This window comes from Salmonella sp. A7, assembly GCF_020181675.1.
In the GTDB taxonomy this organism is placed as follows: domain Bacteria; phylum Pseudomonadota; class Gammaproteobacteria; order Enterobacterales; family Enterobacteriaceae; genus Salmonella; species Salmonella enterica.
Genome location: NZ_CP084001.1, coordinates 1,507,866 through 1,527,293, shown reverse-complemented (window position 1 = coordinate 1,527,293; position 19,428 = coordinate 1,507,866). Strand labels below are relative to the sequence as shown.

17 protein-coding genes are annotated in these 19,428 nt (G+C 54.6%); 2 read left to right on the top strand and 15 right to left on the bottom strand.

The annotated features are described in order from the left end of the window. Window positions 1-105 precede the first annotated feature (105 nt). The 15 genes from nuoN to lrhA all read right to left on the bottom strand — a co-directional run bounded on the left by nuoN (window position 106) and on the right by lrhA (window position 16,578). Entirely contained in the window at window positions 106-1,563 is a 1,458-nt protein-coding gene (gene nuoN / locus LCS67_RS07255; protein WP_000156669.1) for an NADH-quinone oxidoreductase subunit NuoN, read from the bottom strand. Between the two features lie 6 nt (window positions 1,564-1,569). Then, window positions 1,570-3,099 carry an NADH-quinone oxidoreductase subunit M gene (nuoM, locus tag LCS67_RS07250; RefSeq protein ID WP_000926430.1) on the bottom strand — a complete coding sequence of 510 codons (1,530 nt, stop codon included), beginning with the start codon at window positions 3,097-3,099 and terminating at the stop codon, window positions 1,570-1,572. A gap of 76 nt (window positions 3,100-3,175) precedes the next feature. Then, window positions 3,176-5,017 (bottom strand): NADH-quinone oxidoreductase subunit L, encoded by a 1,842-nt coding sequence (nuoL, locus tag LCS67_RS07245; protein WP_001056581.1) that lies wholly within the window; start codon window positions 5,015-5,017, stop codon window positions 3,176-3,178. After that, complete coding sequence (gene nuoK, locus LCS67_RS07240) at window positions 5,014-5,316, bottom strand: NADH-quinone oxidoreductase subunit NuoK (RefSeq protein ID WP_000612687.1); 303 nt, start codon at window positions 5,314-5,316, stop codon at window positions 5,014-5,016. The genes nuoL and nuoK overlap by 4 nt, the downstream gene beginning before the upstream one ends. Then, the gene (gene nuoJ / locus LCS67_RS07235) at window positions 5,313-5,867 is read right to left on the bottom strand and encodes an NADH-quinone oxidoreductase subunit J (protein ID WP_000393522.1); all 555 of its coding nucleotides are present in this window, start codon (window positions 5,865-5,867) and stop codon (window positions 5,313-5,315) included. The genes nuoK and nuoJ overlap by 4 nt, the downstream gene beginning before the upstream one ends. Window positions 5,868-5,877: 10 nt before the next feature. Then, on the bottom strand, window positions 5,878-6,420 hold the full coding sequence (gene nuoI, locus LCS67_RS07230) for an NADH-quinone oxidoreductase subunit NuoI (RefSeq protein ID WP_000172747.1): 543 nt from the start codon (window positions 6,418-6,420) through the stop codon (window positions 5,878-5,880). Between the two features lie 14 nt (window positions 6,421-6,434). Beyond that, the gene (gene nuoH / locus LCS67_RS07225) at window positions 6,435-7,412 is read right to left on the bottom strand and encodes an NADH-quinone oxidoreductase subunit NuoH (RefSeq protein WP_000118515.1); all 978 of its coding nucleotides are present in this window, start codon (window positions 7,410-7,412) and stop codon (window positions 6,435-6,437) included. Then, on the bottom strand, window positions 7,409-10,135 hold the full coding sequence (nuoG, locus tag LCS67_RS07220) for an NADH-quinone oxidoreductase subunit NuoG (protein WP_001528469.1): 2,727 nt from the start codon (window positions 10,133-10,135) through the stop codon (window positions 7,409-7,411). The genes nuoH and nuoG overlap by 4 nt, the downstream gene beginning before the upstream one ends. Before the next feature lie 30 nt (window positions 10,136-10,165). Beyond that, window positions 10,166-11,503 (bottom strand): NADH-quinone oxidoreductase subunit NuoF, encoded by a 1,338-nt coding sequence (nuoF, locus tag LCS67_RS07215; protein WP_000800048.1) that lies wholly within the window; start codon window positions 11,501-11,503, stop codon window positions 10,166-10,168. Continuing rightward, the gene (nuoE, locus tag LCS67_RS07210; protein ID WP_000545038.1) at window positions 11,500-12,000 is read right to left on the bottom strand and encodes an NADH-quinone oxidoreductase subunit NuoE; all 501 of its coding nucleotides are present in this window, start codon (window positions 11,998-12,000) and stop codon (window positions 11,500-11,502) included. Before nuoE ends, nuoF begins: the two co-directional genes overlap by 4 nt. 2 nt (window positions 12,001-12,002) lie before the next feature. After that, window positions 12,003-13,805, bottom strand: coding sequence for an NADH-quinone oxidoreductase subunit C/D (nuoC, locus tag LCS67_RS07205; RefSeq protein ID WP_080097056.1), 1,803 nt, complete (start codon window positions 13,803-13,805; stop codon window positions 12,003-12,005). Window positions 13,806-13,891: 86 nt separating this feature from the next. Continuing rightward, complete coding sequence (gene nuoB, locus LCS67_RS07200; protein WP_000386728.1) at window positions 13,892-14,554, bottom strand: NADH-quinone oxidoreductase subunit NuoB; 663 nt, start codon at window positions 14,552-14,554, stop codon at window positions 13,892-13,894. A 15-nt stretch (window positions 14,555-14,569) separates the two neighbouring features. Then, window positions 14,570-15,013, bottom strand: a complete 444-nt coding sequence (gene nuoA, locus LCS67_RS07195; protein WP_000062993.1) for an NADH-quinone oxidoreductase subunit NuoA — start codon at window positions 15,011-15,013, stop codon at window positions 14,570-14,572. A 394-nt stretch (window positions 15,014-15,407) separates the two neighbouring features. Continuing rightward, on the bottom strand, window positions 15,408-15,560 hold the full coding sequence (locus LCS67_RS07190; protein WP_001612485.1) for an STM2329 family putative cytoplasmic protein: 153 nt from the start codon (window positions 15,558-15,560) through the stop codon (window positions 15,408-15,410). Between the two features lie 79 nt (window positions 15,561-15,639). Next, entirely contained in the window at window positions 15,640-16,578 is a 939-nt protein-coding gene (gene lrhA, locus LCS67_RS07185) for a transcriptional regulator LrhA (protein WP_000606288.1), read from the bottom strand. Window positions 16,579-17,509: 931 nt separating this feature from the next. On the opposite strand from lrhA, the gene alaA reads away from it, so the two are divergent. Both alaA and yfbR read left to right on the top strand, forming a co-directional pair. After that, window positions 17,510-18,724, top strand: a complete 1,215-nt coding sequence (alaA, locus tag LCS67_RS07180) for an alanine transaminase AlaA (protein ID WP_000074541.1) — start codon at window positions 17,510-17,512, stop codon at window positions 18,722-18,724. 93 nt (window positions 18,725-18,817) lie between these two features. Further along, window positions 18,818-19,417: a 5'-deoxynucleotidase gene (gene yfbR, locus LCS67_RS07175; protein WP_000813882.1), complete on the top strand. Its 600-nt coding sequence runs from the start codon at window positions 18,818-18,820 to the stop codon at window positions 19,415-19,417. Window positions 19,418-19,428: the final 11 nt, after the last annotated feature.

Here is a 19,428-nt window from a genome sequence, read left to right as displayed (position 1 = left end):
GCGCAAGCGCCTTATCCGGCCTACAATCCATAGTTATTTCAACGCATTACATCAGATAATAAAAAACCCGCTTCGTGAAGCGGGTTTTTCGTTTTTACTTATTGCTTACATCAACGGCGTCGCTAACTGCACAAGGCTAATCAGCGGCTGCGGCCAGACGCCCAGTACCAACACCAGCAACGCGGAGATCAGCACCACGATCCCGCCCGCGCTGTACTGCCAGTTTGTCGGCGCGTCGCGTCCCGGTTGCTGCGGCGCGTGCAGGTAGAGACTCACCGCAACGCGCAGGTAGTAGTACAAACCAATCGCGGAACCCACTACCACGGCGGCGACCAGCCACCACAGGCTGGCCTGAACGCCGACCGCCAGCACGTAGAATTTGCCGATAAAGCCCAGCGTCATCGGGATACCTGCCAGCGACAGCATCATCACCGTCATCACCGCGGCAAGAACCGGACGGTGCCAGAACAGACCACGGTAAGAGTACAGGGAATCGGCATCCGGGCCGCGGAACGGGCTGGACATCAGGCTGACCACGCCAAACGCGCCGAGGCTGCTGAACAGATAACCGGCCAGGTAAACGCCAACCGCTTCCATCGACATCTCGCCGCTCTGCAGGGCAATCAGCGCCACCAGCAAGTAGCCGAGGTGAGAGATAGAAGAGTAACCGAGCAGACGTTTGATGTTGGTCTGGCTCAGCGCCATCAGGTTACCAAAGATGATAGAGGCAAAGGCGATAATGCCCAGCACCACGCGTACCGCTTCGCTGTCGCCTACCGGCGCATAGAGGAACAGACGCATCACCACGCCGAAGATAGCGATTTTGCTCGCCGTCGCCAGGAAGGTGGAAACCGGCGCAGGCGCGCCCTGGTATACGTCTGGCGTCCACAGGTGGAACGGCACCAGAGAGAGTTTAAAGCCCAGACCGACAATCATCAGGCCAAAGCCCGCCAGCAGCAACGGCTCGTGCAGCATACCATCGCCGAGGCTCTTACCGAGCGCTTCGAAAGACAGGTTGCCGGACTGCGCATAGACCAGCGCCATCCCGAACAGCAGGAAAGACGAGGCGGCGGCGGAGAGGATGGTGTATTTGATACTGGCTTCCAGCGAGCGTTTCTGGCGGAAAGCATAACCAATCAGGCCGAACAGCGGCAGCGAGATCAGTTCAATACCGAGGAACAGCGCCGCCAGATGGTTAGCGTTCGCCAGCAGAATTCCCCCCAGGCTGGCGATTAACACCAGCAGGTAGAACTCTTCCTGGTTATCGTTATAGCCTTCCAGCCACGGGTAGGCAAAGGTGCAGGTGGCGAGGCTCGCCAGCAGCACCAGCCCGGTGTAGAGCATCGCAAAGCCGTCAACGCGCATCAGCGGCGTGACGTCCATTGCCCCGGCCTGGCCGACAAACCAAAGCGAAACCAGAGCAGCGTTAAGCCCAATGACCGACAGCGTGGCATTGAGGAAGTGATTGCGTCGCCACGCAATGGAGAGCATCACAACCACCACCGTCAAGCCGACGATCAGCAGCGGTAGCAGCGCAATCAGGTGTTGTGGAGTTATTGTCATGGCGATTTACGGCCTTGTAGTAGTAACAGAATTAACAAACCACTGCTGGATGTTGCTCATCGCAGAATGCGAGGTATCCAGAATCGGCTGCGGATAGAAGCCAAGCAGTACCAGAAGCACCACCAGCAACAGAATGATAAACAGCTCGCGCAGCGACATCCCTGGCAGTTCCTGGCTGGCAATCTGGCTCTTCGCTTTACCAAAGTAAGCGCGATGCAGCATCGCCAGCGAGTATACAGAGGCGAATACCAACCCAAAGGTGGAGATAACGGTAATCACCGGCACCACCTGGTAGCTGCCGAACAGAATCATAAATTCGCCGACAAAGTTACCGGTGCCCGGCATCCCGAGCGTCGCCACCGCAAAGAACATGGAGAGCGCAGGCAACCACTTCATCTTGCCCCACAGGCCGCCCATCATACGCATGTCACGCGTATGCAGACGTTCGTACAACTGGCCACACAGAATGAACAGACCGGCTGCGGACAAACCGTGCGCAATCATCTGAATCACCGCGCCCTGGTACGCCAGTTGGCTGCCGGTGTAGATAGCGATCAGCACGAAGCCCATATGCGAAACGGAGGTATAGGCAATCAGGCGCTTGATGTCGTATTGGGTAAAGGCCATCCACGCGCCGTAGAAAATGCCGATAACGCCCAGCCACATGGCGATCGGCGCAAACTCCGCCGACGCGTTCGGGAACAATGGCAGGGAGAAACGCAGCAGACCGTAAGCGGCGGTTTTCAGCAAGATACCGGCCAGGTCGACGGAACCGGCGGTCGGCGCCTGGGAGTGCGCATCTGGCAGCCAGCCATGCAGCGGCACCACCGGCATTTTCACCGCGAAGGCGATGAAGAAGCCCAGCATCAGCAGATATTCCACACCGTGGGACATCGGCGTGTTCAGCAGCTCTTCATAGTTGAAGGTCCACACGCCGGTCGCGTTGTAGTGCACAAAGACCAGCGCCAGGATGGCAATCAGCATCACCAGACCACTCGCCTGGGTATAAATGAAGAACTTGGTTGCCGCCGTGATACGCGTTTTCCCGTCAGAAGCTTTATGCCCCCACAGCGCTATCAGGAAGTACATCGGCACCAGCATCATTTCCCAGAAGAAGAAGAACAGGAACATGTCGATGGCCAGGAACACGCCGATAACGCCGCCTAAGATCCACATCAGGTTCAGGTGGAAGAAGCCCTGATATTTTTCGATTTCTCGCCAGGAGCAAAGCACCGCCAGAACGCCGAGCAGGCCGGTCAGCACCACCATTAGCAGCGACAGTCCGTCGAGCGCCAGATGGATAGAGATGCCAAAACGCGGGATCCACGGCAGGACAAATTCAGATTGCCACTGTGGAATACCGGCGGATTGCGTCAGTGAGTAGCCGCCCTGCAACCACAATTGCAGACCGAGCGCCAGCGTCAGCCCCATGGTAATCAGCGCTATCCAGCGCGGCACCTTCACGCCAAAGCGTTCGGTCTGCCAGCACAGAAAGCCGCCGATAAAGGGAATCAATATTAGCCAGGGTAGTAACATGGCGATTTTTATTCCTTTTTAAGGCCTCTGACAGAGGCCTGATTTTCAACGAATTTGGATAAAATTCACTTTACGATCAACGCAGTGCCATCAGCAGCGCCAGCACCACAACCGCGCCGATGCTCATGGATGCCACATACCAGCGCAAATAACCGTTCTCGCTCAGTACCAGGCCTTTGCCTGCAAAACGGGAAAGGATAGCCGGAATGTTCATCAACGCATTAAGCGGGTCGCGCTTCAGCAGCCAGGCGATACCGAGGAATGGCTTGACGAATACTTTGTCGTACAGCCAGTCAAAGCCCCAGGCGTTATACCACCAGGTCCCCAGCAGACGGCCCGGCGCGCTGTTGGCGATCGACGTCACCAGCGTGCGTTTACCCAGCCACAGCCATGCGGCAATCAGGATGCCGGCAATCGCTACTACGCCAGAGGTAATTTCCAGCGTCATGACGCGACCATGCGCCAGTTCAGTTGTCTGCGGCAGCACTCCCTGCAGCGGCGGCACAATCAGCGCGCCAACAAAGGTAGACAGAATCATCAGGACAATCAGCGGCAGATGGTGGGTAATCCCCTTCCCTGCATGAGCGTGAATTTGTTCTTTACCGTGGAAGACGATGAAAATCATCCGGAAGGTGTACAGGGAGGTCATGAACGCGCCGACCAGACCCGCCACCATCAGATTGATATGACCGTTCGCCATCGCGCCAGCCAGGATCTCATCCTTACTGAAGAAGCCCGCAGTGACCAGCGGCAGCGCCGACAGCGCCGCGCCCCCCACCAGGAAGCAGGCATACACCAGTGGAATCGACTTACGCAGACCGCCCATCTTAAAGATGTTCTGTTCGTGATGGCAGGCCAGAATGACCGAGCCGGACGCCAGGAACAACAGCGCTTTAAAGAAGGCGTGCGTCATCAGGTGGAAAATTGCCGCATCCCACGCCTGTACGCCGAGCGCCAGGAACATGTAGCCAATCTGGCTCATGGTGGAATAGGCCAGCACGCGTTTGATGTCGGTCTGCACCAGCGCGGCGAAACCCGCCATGACCAACGTAATCGCCCCGATAATGCCCACCAGATGCAGAATTTCCGGGGTCATCAGGAACAAACCATGGGTACGAGCGATCAGGTAGACACCGGCGGTCACCATGGTAGCGGCGTGGATCAGCGCGGAGACCGGCGTCGGGCCGGCCATCGCGTCGGCAAGCCAGGTCTGCAACGGAAGCTGCGCAGATTTACCGACCGCGCCGCCCAGCAGCATCAGCGTCGCCCACATCAGCATGTTGTTGCCGTCAGCAAAGTGCGCTGGCGCCAGCTCGACCATTTCGCGGAAGTTCAGCGTGCCCAGTTCGTTGTAGAGGATGAACAGCGCGAAGGCGAGGAATACGTCACCGACACGGGTCACCACGAAGGCTTTCATTGCCGCTGCGCCATTCTTCGGATCGCTGTAATAGAAGCCGATCAACAGATAAGAGCACAGGCCCACGCCTTCCCAGCCGAGGTACATCAACAGCAGGTTATCGGACAGCACCAGAACAACCATGCTGGCGATAAACAGGTTGGTATAAGCGAAGAAGCGGGAGTAACCCTCTTCTCCACGCATGTACCAGGACGCGAACATGTGGATCAGGAAGCCGACGCCGGTGACCACAGAGAGCATGGTCAGCGACAGGCCGTCCAGCACCAGGTTAAAACCGATGTTGAAGTTACCGACCGACATCCACGTCCACAGCGGCTGGCTGAACGCCTGTTTGCCGTTGGCGAAGAAATCCATCCCGACAAACGCTGTCACCAACGCCGCCAGACCAACGGAACCCACGCCAATGGTCGCGGAGAGATTTTCCGACCAGCGTCCGCGAGAGAACGCCAGCAGTACAAAGCCAATCAATGGCAGAATAATGGTTAAGGCAAGCATGTTCATCCACGCATCTCACTTACTGAATCGATGTTCAGGTTCTGGCGACGGCGATGGAGTTGCAGCAACAGCGCAAGTCCAATACTCGCTTCCGCAGCCGCAAGGCTGATGGCGAGAATGTACATCACCTGACCATCGGTCTGGCCCCAGTAGCTCCCGGCGACCACAAAGGCCAGCGCGGAGGCGTTAATCATGATTTCCAGCCCGATCAGCATAAACAGCAGATTGCGGCGGATAACCAGACCGGTTAAACCCAGGACGAATAAAATCGCAGCGAGGATCAGTCCATGTGTTAAGGGGATCATGCGCGCTCCTCCGTTTTTCTTTTCGCGCGGTCATCGGCGCGGTTGCTTAGCACTTCACCCGCACGCTCTTCACGACCGACGTGGAACGCCACCACCAGGCCTGCCAGCAGCAGCATAGACGCCAGTTCGACCGCCAGAACATAAGGCCCGAACAGCGTGATGCCCACCGCTTTCGCGCTAATCGGCGTGCCGTCGATGCCCTGGTCGTTAACGCCCAGAATGGCGTACACAATGACCGCCAGCATAATGGCCGACAAAACCGCCGGACCAATCCACACCTGCGGCTTCAGCCACTGGCGTTCCTGTTCGATTTCGCTGCCGCCGAGGTTGAGCATCATCACCACGAACACAAACAGCACCATGATGGCGCCTGCGTAGACGATAATTTCCAGCGCACCGGCAAAATAAGCGCCCAGCGAAAAGAACACCCCGGAAATCGCCAGTAGCGATATCACCAGATACAACAGCGCGTGTACCGGATTGGTATGGGTGATCACTCGCAGGGTCGCGAGGATGGCTATCAGGCCACAGATATAAAAAGCGAATTCCATTGCCCTCTCCTTACGGTAACAGGCTCTTGACGTCGATAGGCTTGGCTTCGTTCTCTGCTTCGCCTTTATCTTTGCCGTCGATTGCCATACCCGCCATCCGGTAGAAGTTATATTCCGGGTATTTGCCCGGACCGGAAATCAGCAGATCCTCTTTTTCGTACACCAGATCCTGACGTTTGTATTCGCCCAGTTCGAAGTCCGGGGTCAACTGAATCGCCGTGGTCGGGCACGCTTCTTCGCACAGGCCGCAGAAGATGCAGCGTGAGAAGTTAATGCGGAAAAATTCCGGATACCAGCGGCCATCTTTGGTCTCCGCTTTTTGCAGAGAGATACAGCCTACCGGACAGGCTACCGCACACAGGTTACAGGCAACGCAGCGCTCTTCACCGTCCGGGTCGCGCGTGAGCACGATACGGCCACGGTAACGGGGCGGTAAATAGACCGGCTCTTCCGGATACATCCGCGTTTCGCGTTTGGCGAACGCATGCAGGCCGATCATCCAGATACTGCGTACCTGAGTGCCGAAACCTACTAATAATTCTTTTAAGGTCATGGTCTTTGTGTCCCTTATTGCGCCTGCCACAGAATGACAGCCGCCGTTACCAGCAAGTTGATGAGCGTCAGCGGCAGGCAAACTTTCCAGCCGAAGGACATTACCTGGTCATAACGCGGACGCGGTAACGACGCACGAATCAAAATGAACATCATCATGAAGAACGCGGTTTTCAGCGCGAACCAGACGAATGGCGGTAAGAACGGGCCATGCCAGCCACCGAAGAACAACGTTACCATCAGCGCGGAAACGGTGACGATGCCGATGTACTCCCCCACAAAGAACAGACCGAATTTCATACCGGAATATTCGATGTGGTAACCGTCCGCCAGTTCCTGCTCGGCTTCCGGCTGGTCAAACGGGTGACGGTGACAGACCGCTACGCCCGCGATGGCGAAAGTAACAAACCCAAAGAATTGCGGAATCACGTTCCACAGATGCGCCTGGTTATTGACGATATCGGTCATATTAAATGAACCGGCCTGCGCCACCACGCCCATCAGGGAAAGACCAAGGAACACTTCGTAGCTCACCGTCTGGGCAGACGCGCGCATCGCGCCCAGCAGCGAGTATTTGTTGTTGCTCGACCAACCGGCGAACAGCACCGCGTAAACCGCCAGACCGGCCATCATCAGGAAGAACAAAATCCCGATGTTTAAATCGGCCACCACCCAATTAGGGCTAACCGGCACAATGGCGAAGGAGAGCAGCAGCGAAGTAAACGCGATCATCGGCGCCAGGGTAAAGATGACGCGATCCGAGAATTTCGGGATCCAGTCTTCTTTAAAGAACATCTTGATCATGTCCGCGACCAGCTGGAGCGAGCCGCCCCAGCCAACGCGGTTTGGTCCATAACGGTTCTGGAACAGACCCAGCAGACGACGTTCGCCAAAGCTCATGAAGGCCCCGCAGGTGACGACCACCAGCAAAATCACCACCGCTTTGAGAATGCTCAGCAGGATCTCAATCAGATCCGGTGTAATCCAACTCATTGTTGCGCCTCCCGCAGATCCTCAAGACGCGCGCCAGCCAGAACCGGCGCGATGCCAGGCATACCCATCGGCAGCCCTACCTGCCCTGCCGCTAACCCTTCAGAGATTTCAACCGGCAGCGTCACCGTATTGCCATCGTAGCTAAAGGAGACGCGCGTCCCGGCATTGACACCCAACTTCGCGGCATCCGCCGGGTTAAGTTTGATATACGGCTGCGGCATACGGCTCTGGAAGACCGGAGAACGCTGAGACAATTCGTCGCTGCCAAACAGGTGGTAATACGGCGCAATACGCCACTGACCGTCCTGCGCCTGGAAGCTTGCCGGCACGGTAGTGAAATAATCCAGACCGCCCTCAGTCGCTTCAATCAAACGCACGCCCGGATCGCCGTGACGCAGTTTGCCGCCCACTTCATCCTGGAATTTGTTCCACGCCTGCGGGGAGTTCCAGCCCGGCGCCCAGGCGAACGGAATTTCAGATCGCGGGGCAGTCGGTTGGTTATTCCCTTCCATTGAGAAGGCGAACATGGTGTCTTTATCCTGCGGCTGACGTGGTTCGTGCACGCTGATATTGGCGCGCATTGCGGTACGACCGCTGTAACGATGCGGTTCGCGCGCCAGCTTCTGCCCACGAATGCGGAAGGTCGCATCCGGCGCGGCGTCTTTAATACCGGCAAATTGCGGCATGGCGGCAATGACCGCGTCGATCACGTGGTCAAGCTGAGTCCAGTCCACTTCGCGGTTTTCGACGGTGCTGTGCAGTGAATGCAGCCAGCGCCAGCTTTCCAGCATAATCGTCTTGTTATCGTAGTAGGCCGGATCATAAACCTGGAAGAAGCGCTGCGCGCGGCCTTCGTTGTTGATGACCGTACCATCGCTTTCGGCGAAGCTTGCCGCGGAAAGCACCAGATGCGCGTTTTCCATAATCGCCGTGCGCTGATGGTCAACCACCATCACCAGCGGCGCTTTGGCGAGCGCAGCGTTCACGCGCGTAGCGCTTGCATGACGGTGGAGATCGTTTTCCAGCACCACCACCGCGTCCGCACTGCCGGTTTCCAGCTCGCCCAAGGCATCATCAAGCGAACCGCCGCCCATCATACCCAGCCCCATGCTGTTCACGGAACGAGCAATCATAGTAATACCGACGTCGGCGCCACGGCCTTTCAGCGCTTTCGCCACGTTGGCGGCCGCCTGAATCACCTCACTGCTACCGGCGTTAGTGCCGGAGATAATCAGCGGTTTTTTCGCGCCGGCCAACGCCTGCACAATGACATCAATTTTGTTTTGTAAGTCGCTGTCGATACCGTCAACCGCAGGCGCTGTATTGTCCAGCGCATGAGCAATCGCAAAGCCCAGGCGCGCCTGATCTTCCACCGGCGCGCGATAGGTCCAGGCGGCGATATCATCCAGACGGGTGCCGTCCACGTTGGTCACGAACAGCGGATGTTTGGCACGCTGGCCGATGTTAAGGATGGCCGCAATCTGCCAGTCGGCCACTTTCTGCGCCGCCGCCATTTCACGCGCTTTACCTTTCACCGCCTGGCGTACCGCCAGCGCAACGCGCGCGCCGGTCTGAGTGACATCCTCACCCAAGACCAGTACCGCGTCATAAGATTCGATCTCCCGCAGCGCCGGGGTGTAAATTCCGCCTTCACGCAGCACTTTCAGCGCCAGTTGCAGACGTTCCTGCTCGCCGCGCGCGATACCGGTGTAGAAGTTTTCCGCACCAACCAGCTCACGCAGCGCAAAGTTGCTCTCAATGCTGGCGCGTGGCGAACCGATACCGATCACTTTCTTCGACTGGCGCAGAATATCCGCCGCGCCCTGCATCGCCTGCTCGGCGTTGAGAGTAATAAAGTCATCGCCGCGGCGCTGAACCGGCTGACGCGGACGGTCTTTCAGGTTCACATAGCCATAGCCGAAACGACCGCGGTCGCAGAGGAAGTAGTGGTTAACGGTACCGTTGTAACGGTTTTCGATACGGCGTAATTCGCCATAGCGCTCGCCCGGGCTGATGTTACAGCCGATGGAACACTGCTGGCAGATGCTCGGCGCAAACTGCATGTCCCATTTACGGTTGTAACGCTCGGAGTGCGTTTTATCGGTGAAGACGCCGGTCGGGCAAATCTCGACCAGGTTACCGGAGAATTCGCTTTCCAGCGTACCGTCTTCCGGACGCCCGAAGTAGACGTTGTCATGCGCGCCATAGACGCCCAGATCGGTGCCGTCGGCATAATCTTTGTAGTAACGCACACAACGGTAGCAGGCGATGCAGCGGTTCATTTCGTGAGAGATGAACGGCCCCAGATCCTGGTTGCGGTGGGTACGTTTGGTGAAACGGTAGCGGCGGAAACTGTGCCCCGTCATCACGGTCATATCCTGAAGATGGCAGTTACCGCCCTCTTCACAAACCGGACAGTCGTGCGGGTGGTTAGTCATCAGCCACTCCACCACGCTTTCACGGAACTGTTTCGCTTCTTCGTCGTCAATAGAGATAAAGGTACCGTCGGTGGCTGGCGTCATACAGGACATCACCAGGCGACCACGCGTATCTTCCGCGTTTTGGTATTGCTTCACCGCACACTGGCGGCAAGCACCGACGCTTCCCAGCGCCGGGTGCCAGCAAAAATACGGAATATCAAGGCCCAGGGACAGACATGCCTGTAGCAGGTTGTCCGCGCCGTTGACCTCGTATTCTTTGCCGTCTACATGAATCGTAGCCATTAGCATGCTTCCAAATTAAAAATCGTTAACTCACCAGCGCTCTTTGAGCAGGTTCGGCTGAATACCATTGATTAAATGGGTATTGCTGAACGGCTGCTTGATGCCAGCTTCGAATTCTTCGCGGAAATACTTAATTGCGCTTTGCAGTGGCTCAACCGCGCCCGGCGCATGCGCGCAGAAGGTTTTACCCGGTCCGAGGAAACGACACAGTTGCTCAAGTGTCTCGATATCCCCCGGCTGGCCTTCGCCACGCTCCAGCGCGCGCAGAATTTTCACGCTCCACGGCAACCCGTCGCGGCATGGCGTACACCAGCCGCAGGATTCGCGGGCAAAGAACTCTTCCAGGTTACGCACCAGCGATACCATGCCGATTTCGTGGTCTACCGCCATCGCCAGCGCGGTGCCCAGACGGCTGCCTGCTTTACCGATGCTTTCGAACTCCATCGGCAGGTCAAGATGCGCCTCGGTCAGGAAGTCGGTTCCCGCCCCGCCCGGCTGCCAGGCTTTGAATTTCAGGCCATCGCGCATACCGCCCGCATAATCTTCTAGGATCTCACGCGCGGTGGTGCCGAACGGTAATTCCCACAGGCCCGGATTCTTCACGCGGCCTGAGAAGCCCATCAGCTTGGTACCCGCATCTTTGCTTTTCGAAATGTTCTGGTACCACTCCACGCCGTTGGCGAGGATTGCCGGGACGTTGCACAACGTTTCGACGTTATTCACACAGGTCGGCTTGCCCCATACGCCGGAGGTCGCCGGGAAGGGCGGCTTGGAGCGCGGGTTCGCGCGACGGCCTTCGAGGGAGTTAATCAGCGCCGTTTCTTCACCACAGATGTAACGTCCTGCCCCGGTGTGGACAAACAGTTCAAAGTCGAACCCGGTGCCCATGATATTTTTGCCAAGCAGCCCGGCCTCGGTTGCTTCAGCAATCGCACGGCGCAGATGTACAGCCGCTTCGATATATTCGCCGCGCAGGAAGATGTAACCACGATACGCTTTCAGCGCGAACGCGGAGATCAGCATACCTTCCACCAGCAGGTGCGGCAGCTGTTCCATCAGCAGACGGTCTTTATAGGTGCCCGGCTCCATTTCATCGGCGTTACACAGCAGGTAACGGATGTTCATGGATTCATCTTTCGGCATCAGGCTCCACTTCAGACCGGTGGAAAAGCCCGCGCCGCCGCGCCCTTTCAGACCGGCGTCTTTTACCTGGCTGACGATTTCATCCGGAGACAGGCCGGTCAGCGCCTTACGCGCGCCTTCGTAGCCGTTTTTGCTACGATATTCATCCAGCCAGACCGGCTGTTTGTCATCGCGCAGACGCCAGGTCAGCGGGTGGGTTTCGGGAGTACGGATAACGTTTTTCATTTATACCGCTCCAGTAGTTCAGGAATGGCTTCCGGGGTCAGATGGCTGTGAGTATCCTCATCAATCATCATGTTCGGCCCTTTATCGCAATTCCCCAGGCAGCAGGTCGGCAGCAGCGTAAAGCGACCATCAAAGGTCGTCTGCCCCGGTTTGATGTTGAGATTTTTTTCCAGCGCGGCCTGAATCCCCTGATAGCCGGTGATATGGCACACCACGCTGTCGCAGTAGCGAATCACGTGGCGACCGACCGGCTGACGGAAGATCTGGCTGTAGAATGTGGCGACGCCTTCGACGTCGCTCGCCGGAATACCCAGCACATCGGCAATAGCGTAGATCGCGCCGTCCGGCACCCAGCCACGCTGCTTCTGAACGATTTTCAGCGCTTCAATGGACGCCGCACGCGGGTCTTCGTAGTGGTGCTTCTCGTGCTCTATCGCTTCACGCTCTGCCGCACTCAGCTCAAAAGCCTCGGTTTGTGGTTGTTGATTCTCGTGCATAATTAGCGGTCCACATCTGACATAACAAAATCGATACTACCCAGATAGACAATCAGGTCGGAGACCAGGCTACCGCGGATCGCCGAGGGAATCTGCTGCAGGTGCGCAAAGCTCGGCGTGCGCACGCGGGTACGGTAGCTCATAGTGCTGCCGTCGCTGGTCAGGTAGTAACTGTTAATCCCCTTCGTCGCTTCCACCATCTGGAAGGACTCCTGCGCCGGCATTACCGGGCCCCAGGAGACCTGCAGGAAGTGGGTGATCAGGGTTTCGATATGTTGCAGCGTGCGCTCTTTCGGCGGCGGCGTGGTCAGCGGGTGATCCGCTTTGAACGGGCCTTCCGGCATGTTATCGAGGCACTGCTGAAGAATGCGCAGACTCTGGCGCAGCTCTTCCACTTTCAGCATCACGCGGGTATAGCAGTCGGAAACGCCGCCGCCCACCGGCACTTCAAAGTCAAAGTTTTCGTAGCCAGAGTATGGACGCCATTTACGCACGTCGAAGTCGATCCCGGTCGCGCGCAGCCCTGCGCCGGTGGTGCCCCACTCCAGCGCCTCTTTCGCGCCGTAAGCGGCAACGCCCTGCGAACGCCCTTTCAAAATGGTGTTACGCAGCGCGGCTTTCTCGTAAGAATCCAGACGCTTCGGCATCCACTCAAGGAACTCTCGCAGCAGGCGATCCCAACCGCGCGGCAAGTCGTGCGCGACGCCGCCGATACGGAACCAGGCCGGGTGCATACGGAAACCGGTAATGGCTTCCACTAGGTCATAAATTTTCTGCCGGTCGGTAAAGGCAAAGAAGACCGGCGTCATCGCGCCGACGTCCTGAATAAAGGTCGAGATGTACAGCAGATGACTGTTAATGCGGAACAGTTCGGAGAGCATCACGCGGATGACGTTCACACGATCCGGGACGGTGATCCCTGCCAACTTTTCTACCGCCAGCACGTACGGCATTTCATTGACGCAACCACCGAGGTATTCGATACGGTCGGTATAGGGAATGTAGCTATGCCAGGACTGGCGCTCGCCCATTTTTTCGGCGCCGCGGTGGTGATAACCGATATCCGGCACGCAGTCGACGATTTCTTCGCCGTCAAGTTGCAGGATAATACGAAACGCACCGTGCGCGGACGGGTGGTTCGGGCCGAGGTTGAGGAACATAAAGTCCTCGTTGTCAGTCCCGCGCTTCATCCCCCAGTCTTCCGGCTTAAAGGTCAGCGCTTCCATTTCCAGATCCTGCTTAGCTTTGGTCAGCTCAAACGGGTCGAATTCGGTCGCGCGCGCCGGATAATCTTTACGCAGCGGATGGCCTTCCCAGGTTTGCGGCATCATGATGCGCGTCAGGTGCGGGTGGCCTTCGATATCAATGCCAAACATCTCCCAGGTCTCACGCTCGTACCAGTTGGCGTTAGGGAAAAGTTTAGTGAAGGTCGGCACGCGCAGGTCGTTTTCAGACAACGCCACCTTGAGCATGATATCGCGATTACGCTCAATGGAAATCAGGTGGTAGAAAACGGAAAAATCCGCGGCGGGTAACCCGTCACGGTGCGTACGCAGGCGTTCATCCATGCCGTGTAAGTCAAACAGCATGACGTAAGGTTTCGGCAGTTTCTTTAAGAAATTGCCAACCTCCAGTAGTTGTTCACGCTTGACCCAAACAACGGGGATACCGGTGCGGGTCGCCTGAACGGTAAAGGCATCCGGCCCAAAACGGTTGCGCAGTTCGCCGATAACCGGATCATCAAGATGATCGCGGGTACTCCATGCAGCGTCTTGCGCGGTTAAGTCGGTCATATTGTTCACCATTGCAAATGGTCCGTGGTGGTCGGCAGTGCTTCGCGCTATTAAAATAGTGGTTAGCGAAGTGAAGTGCTGCTGCCGACAGGCGCAAATTAAATCTCGTCCGGGGTACGCAGGTTCGTGACGGCAATACGCTCGCCGCGTTTACGTTCGCGTTCTGGCTGCATATTGGCGCGATACACGCCCTGATCGCCCACCACCCATGAGAGCGGACGGCGCTCTTTGCCAATCGATTCTTGCAGCAGCATCAACGCCTGCATATACGCTTCCGGACGCGGCGGACAGCCAGGGATATACACATCCACCGGGATAAACTTATCAACGCCCTGCACTACCGAATAAATATCGTACATGCCGCCGGAGTTGGCGCAGGCGCCCATAGAAATGACCCATTTTGGCTCCAGCATTTGGTCATACAGACGCTGAATAACCGGGGCCATTTTGGTAAAGCAGGTACCGGCCACCACCATCAGGTCAGCCTGACGTGGCGACGCACGCAACACTTCCGCGCCGAAACGGGCGACGTCATGCACTGCGGTAAAAGAGGTCACCATCTCTACATAGCAGCAAGAAAGGCCGAAGTTGTAGGGCCAAATTGAGTTTTTACGGCCCCAGTTAACCATGTCATGCAGTTTGCCCATGAACACGTTTTTGTTAACTTCCTGCTCCAGGGGGTCAGTTACGATCTCCTGTTTTTGCAGGGGGTAACGGTCATTCTCACCGTTAGGATCTATGCGGGTGAGCGTATAATCCATCTTAATGCCTCGCGGTTAGCGTTGACGATTAGCGATACTGTTCGTTTCCGGGTTCATACGCTCGCGGCGTGAACGCGCGGGCGTCCAGTCCAACGCGCCAATACGCGCCAGATAAACCAGACCAGCCAGTAACACAAAAATAAAAATTGCAGCTTCCACAAAGCCAACCCAGCCGCTTTCGCGGATAGAAGTCGACCATGCGAACAGATACAGCGCTTCAACGTCGAAGATAACGAAGAACATGGCTACCAGGTAAAACTTGGCAGACAAGCGTAAGCGGGCGGTGCCGACCGAGTCGATACCTGATTCAAACGGAACGTTCTTGTGCCTCGCGCGTGCGCGACCGCCCAAAAACCAACCGCCTACCAGCATCAGGCAGCACAGGCCAATGGCAACGATAAGAAAGATAGCGAATGCCCAGTGATGAGCGATGACTTCAGTGGATGTTGACATACTCATTGCTTACTCATCAAAAGTAGCGCCAGTTTCTCTGCTCTTTACGGCAGATGGGCGCCACATCGATTCATGGGGAGGAATAAAAAAAACCCTACAATTACTGTAGAAAATGATAAAAACAGCTAATTGATGTGGTTTTTTACTCCTTTCTATAACCTTTTGTCAACTTTAACAAAAGTTCCTTCACATTAATTTACATCAATTCATCATCATTAACATTAAGTGCCATCCTGGAGAAAATGACTCTTCGACCAGGGGGGATTTTATGTTGTTGAATCGTGTCCGTTGTGAAGCAAAAGAAATAACACACACCTATTTTGACAGGAATTTGTGAAGATGCCTCCCCCTAAATGGGAGTATTTTCTTGATCTGTGACACGCTTTTGTTAATTCACCCCCTAAAACAGCAACAATTTCTCTAGTTTTTTAACATGCAAATTCATAAAATGGATGTTCTGGTTATTTTTTACCCACATTGAACTGTGAATCGCTACTGGCTGATTTACCGGAACTTTTACAATTTGTGCGGTTAAGCGCGTACAGATGGGCACAAAAAAAGAGCCACTGAGCGTTTTTTCATCGCCAGCGGCTCTTTTTTACATTTACGACTTAGCGCCTTCTGCCTGCGAGCTACTCAAAACCCCCTTCCACCATCAGCGGATCATCTCCGCCCTCTGCAGAAAACTGGTTGTAATGCCATGGGTTTTGATAGCTTTCCATCGCATGGAAAATCACCATCGCCAGCTCGTTCTGGCTATTGGGATCGCGGCACAACAGATATTCCGTATCCGGCAAAGGCGGTAATCCGTCTGCGGCGCCCAGCACGCGAAGGTCGGGACTCATCATTTCGACAGGTCGAGCCGTTACGCCAAGACCGGCTTTAACGGCCGCGCGTACCGCCGGTAATGTAGACGCCACATAGGCCAGCCGCCAGGGAATACCCGCTGCATTTAGCGTCTCCAGCACCATATCGCGGAATGGGCTGGGATCGTCCAGCAGGACTAATGGTACGGGCTCTCCCCTTTGCAAAACATACTCAGCCGCACAATACCAATGGGTGGGCGAGGTCCGCAAATTCAGACAGTCCAGCGAATGAGGTTGGTTAGTCGTCACCACCAAATCTACTTCCTGCGATTTAACCATGTCCACCATATAGGCGTTGCGTTTTACCCGTACATCAAGCGCGAGTTTCGGATAAACCGAGCTGATTCGGCTAAGCAAAAAAGGCAGGATAGTGTCAGCTGATTCATCAGAAGCGCCAATTGTTAACACTCCCTGAAGATTACTGAACATTAATGATGAACACGCCTCATCATTAAAACGCAGGATTTTTCTGGCGTACCCCAGAAGCTGGATACCGTGTTCGGTCAAAAGTTTGTTACGACCATGGCGGGCGAACAATTCCTTTCCCACGAGTTGCTCAAGACGCTGCATTTGCTGACTGACCGCAGACTGAGTACGACATACCGCCGCCGCCGCCGCGGCGAAGGTGTTCAGATCGGCAACGGCCACGAACGTTCTCAGCAGATCGAGATCGAGGTTAATTATCGGACGATTTGCATTTATCATAATTTTTCACTTACTGGCGGGTCATATCGGGCTGACCTGGTTAATGCTGTGCATTCAGAAACAAGCAATTCCATTTGTAATGTGCATCCTTCGCAGTACCGCCTGGTTACCCAGGTAAATGTTAGAATGTAATTGAAAATACGACCAAAACACTTCTCTTACTTACTGATATAATACCAAATGCAACTGATCGGGATATATCAAAGAGAATGTGTCATACCTTTAGGCGTCTACAGATTTCTGCTAATGATGGACGTGTAAATCTTGTAACAGCGTCAAATAGTTTACCGAGACGCACAGATACAAAAACAATATATTGAACAATAGGTTATGTATAAAATCGCGTCATGATAATTAGCAGACAACGCAGACTACGCCCCCGTTTCGGATCATTATCTTAACCTAAAACCGCTATATTTATAAGTATTATTACGAATAATCTTAACCTGGGATATGTTATACTAATCGGACCAGAAAGATATTATTACGACTTTAGTAAATGCTTTTTAAATATTAAATAATAATTAATTAAGATTTCTACCATTCATTAATTATACTTAACAATAGTTTCACACCACCCACCCCCGGAAAGGTCTAACCTTCTCATTTTACCTTTAATACTCAGTATTTCCGAAATAGCCAGCGCGACACTAATGATGAATGCTTATCTCTCATAAAACAGATAATTTCTGACAACATAAAAAACCACATTACGAGCAATCGAATAGAACAAAACACTACACATACAAACAAAAATAGAAAATACATCTAAACAAATGATTTTATGAAGTTTTAAACAGTACGAAAGCGCGTTAAAAATAAACAAAATCTTCTTCTGTTCACTCTTCAAAACTCACCGTCGTGGGAGTACATTGTTTCGTGCTGACTTCCACGGCAGGGAGTGGCAATAACAGCTAAAAGGTCAAGATTCATGTCCCCCATTGAAAAATCCAGCAAACTCGAAAATGTCTGTTATGACATTCGTGGCCCCGTTCTGAAAGAAGCGAAACGCCTTGAGGAAGAAGGTAATAAAGTTCTTAAACTGAATATCGGCAACCCCGCCCCCTTCGGATTTGAAGCGCCGGACGAAATTCTGGTCGATGTCATTCGTAATTTGCCGACGGCGCAAGGATATTGCGACTCGAAAGGGCTTTATTCCGCCCGTAAAGCGATTATGCAGCATTATCAGGCCCGTGGAATGCGCGATGTAACCGTGGAAGATATCTATATCGGTAACGGCGTTTCCGAGCTGATCGTTCAGGCGATGCAGGCGTTGCTTAACAGTGGCGATGAAATGCTGGTTCCCGCGCCCGATTATCCGTTATGGACAGCGGCGGTATCGCTCTCCAGCGGCAAGGCGGTACATTATCTTTGCGATGAATCTTCCGACTGGTTCCCGGACCTTGACGATATCCGCGCCAAAATCACCCCACGTACGCGTGGTATTGTCATTATTAATCCAAACAACCCTACTGGCGCCGTCTATTCTAAAGAATTGTTGATGGAAATTGTCAACATTGCGCGCGAGCATAATCTCATCATCTTCGCCGATGAAATTTATGACAAGATTCTCTATGACGATGCCGAGCATCACTCTATCGCCGCACTGGCGCCTGATCTGCTGACCATCACCTTTAATGGGTTGTCTAAAACCTATCGCGTCGCCGGCTTCCGCCAGGGCTGGATGGTGCTGAACGGGCCGAAAAAACATGCGAAGGGCTATATTGAAGGACTGGAGATGTTAGCCTCAATGCGCCTGTGCGCCAACGTCCCGGCGCAACATGCTATTCAGACCGCGCTCGGCGGCTATCAAAGCATTAGCGAATTTATTCTGCCGGGCGGCCGACTGTATGAACAGCGTAACCGCGCCTGGGAGTTGATTAACGTTATCCCCGGCGTTTCCTGCGTAAAACCGCGCGGCGCGTTGTACATGTTCCCCAGGATCGACGCTAAACGTTTTAATATTCACGACGACCAGAAGATGGTGCTGGACTTCCTGCTACAGGAAAAGGTGCTGCTGGTGCAAGGTACCGCCTTTAACTGGCCGTGGCCGGATCACTTCCGCATTGTGACGCTACCGCGTGAAGATGACCTGGAGATGGCCATCAACCGTTTTGGGCGTTTCCTCTCAGGTTACCATCAATAATCTTAAATTCAGGCTACTTCGGTAGCCTGAATTGCATCTTCATCACCCTCCCCGCACAATGAAGTCTGCCGCAGTGAAAACAAAAGGTAATCTATGAAGCAGAGCCATTTTTTCGCCCATCTCTCCCGCATGAAGTTGATTAACCGCTGGCCGCTGATGCGTAACGTGCGTACGGAAAACGTCTCCGAACATAGTCTGCAGGTGGCGATGGTCGCCCATGCGTTGGCGGCGATAAAAAACCGTAAATTTGGCGGTCAGCTCAATGCTGAACGCATCGCGCTTCTGGCGATGTATCATGATGCCTCGGAAGTACTGACCGGCGATCTGCCGACGCCGGTAAAATATTTTAATTCCCAGATAGCCCAGGAATATAAAGCGATCGAAAAAATCGCCCAGCAAAAGCTGGTTGATATGGCGCCGGATGAATTACGCGATATTTTCGCACCGCTTATTGATGAGAATGCCTGGAGCGAAGAAGAACAGGCAATCGTAAAACAGGCCGATGCGCTTTGCGCCTACCTGAAATGCCTGGAGGAGCTCTCAGCGGGAAACAATGAGTTTGGACTGGCAAAAACGCGGCTGGAAAAAACGCTGGAATTACGTCGCAGCCAGGAGATGGACTATTTTATGGCGGTGTTCGTACCAAGTTTCCATCTCTCTCTTGACGAGATAAGCCAGGATTCACCGCTTTAGTTGCCGGATGG